Raw genomic sequence first — 1,482 nt, forward strand, 5'->3', positions numbered from 1 at the left:
GACCAGCATCCCGACCCAGGCTCCCGATCATCCCGGGAACCACCGTGAACCCCGCCGTCAGAGGGGTCCCGTTTGGACGCCGATCACCCCTCCAACAGGGTCCCTATTCCACGCCGATCCACACGCGGCGAAGCCCGGTTTCAGCAGCTCGTCCGTCATCGCCATCCGCATTGAGGTGACGTTCGCCTCCGGCGCGCGCCTGACGATGCGGGGCGACGTCTCGCCCGCGCTCCTGCGCGAGCTGGTCGAGGGGCTCGCCCGGCGCTGATGCTCGCACCTCCTCCGGGCACGCGGGTGTTTCTCGCCTGCGGCGACACCGACATGCGGCGTGGGTTCGATGGGCTGGCCTCCCTTGTGCAAGGCGTGCTGGATCAGGATCTGTTCTCGGGCGCGCTGTTGTGCTTTCGCGGCCGCCGGGGCGACCTAGTGAAGGTCCTCTGGTGGGACGGTCAAGGCCTGTGCCTCGACGCCAAGAGGCTGGAGAGGGGGGCGTTTCGTCTGGCTCCAGGTCGCGGGTGCGGTCGTGTCGCTCACCCCGGCAAAGCTCTCCATGCTCGTGGAGAGGATCGACTGGCGCATGCCCGCCTGGACCGCGCGGCCGCAGACCACGATTTGAGTCGCGGGAGCTTCTGGTTACCGTTGCGGCACGGGGTGGAGCCGCGCGTAGAATCCCGGCGTGGGCGCGGCCGGGAGGGGACGGTTCGCAACGGATCACCCACGTCGCGTGCTGGGCCCATGCACGCCGCAAGCTGTTCGAGGTCCAGGAGGCCACGAAGTCGCCGATCGCGGCGGAGGCGATTGCGCGCATCGGAGCCCTTTATACCATCGAGGCCAAGTTGCTCGGCTCGCCACGGAGGTACCGCGCTAGGCCCGCCAGGCACGCAGCAAGCCCCTTCGGCAAGACATTACAGTACGCTCTGAGCCGCTAGGACGCCCTGACGCGCCACCTCAATGAGGCCGCCTCTTGATCGACAACAACCTCGCCGAGCGGCTGCTGCGCGGCATCGCCGTGACCCGCAAGAACTACCCCTTCGTGGGCTCCGATGCGGGCGGCGAGCGCGCCGCCGTCATCTACACCATCGCCGAGACCGCCAAGCTCAACGGACTCGCCCCCGAAGCCTACATCGCCGCCGTCCTTGGCCACCTCGCCGCAGGGCACCCCATCACCCACATCGCCGATCTGCTGCCCTGGAACCTCAGGCCAAATCCAAAGCCCGTGGTGATGGGCTGACGCTTACGAAGCGTGCGTAGGGATCCAGCGAGAAGGTGACACCGGTCGCTTGATTGCCCATGCTCCATAAACGCAAAAAGCCCATCGACCCTGAAGGGGCCGATGGGCTTCCGTAGTGGTGTGCTGCTGTGTTGGTATCATATCTATCCGGTCTGGTGGCCTGGCGCTGACCGACTCTCCCGCGTCTTAAGACGCAGTACCATAGGCGCAGGGGCGTTTCACGGCCGAGTTCGGGATGGGATCGGGTGTGG

General features: G+C 66.8%; 3 protein-coding genes, 1 rRNA gene and 1 pseudogene. 4 read left to right on the plus strand and 1 reads right to left on the minus strand.

Going from position 1 to position 1,482, the window contains the following annotated elements:
• The 4 genes and pseudogenes from J5Y10_RS27600 to J5Y10_RS27615 all read left to right on the plus strand — a co-directional run.
• The coding region (locus J5Y10_RS27600) for a hypothetical protein (protein WP_209377375.1) at nt 1-268 on the plus strand (268 nt) is incomplete at its 5' end.
• A 53-nt stretch (nt 269-321) separates the two neighbouring features.
• Nucleotides 322-444, plus strand: a pseudogene (gene tnpB, locus J5Y10_RS29020) (IS66 family insertion sequence element accessory protein TnpB); the annotation flags it as partial.
• 266 nt (nt 445-710) lie between these two features.
• Nucleotides 711-929: an IS66 family transposase gene (locus J5Y10_RS29025; protein WP_432761268.1), complete on the plus strand. Its 219-nt coding sequence runs from the start codon at nt 711-713 to the stop codon at nt 927-929.
• 35 nt (nt 930-964) lie between these two features.
• Nucleotides 965-1,231, plus strand: coding sequence for a transposase domain-containing protein (locus tag J5Y10_RS27615; protein ID WP_209377377.1), 267 nt, complete (start codon nt 965-967; stop codon nt 1,229-1,231).
• A 158-nt stretch (nt 1,232-1,389) separates the two neighbouring features.
• On the opposite strand, the gene rrf is transcribed toward J5Y10_RS27615, so the two are convergent.
• Nucleotides 1,390-1,482 (minus strand): 5S ribosomal RNA (gene rrf / locus J5Y10_RS27620); the annotation flags it as partial.

The organism is Roseomonas indoligenes (assembly GCF_017813365.1).
Lineage (GTDB): Bacteria > Pseudomonadota > Alphaproteobacteria > Acetobacterales > Acetobacteraceae > Roseomonas > Roseomonas indoligenes.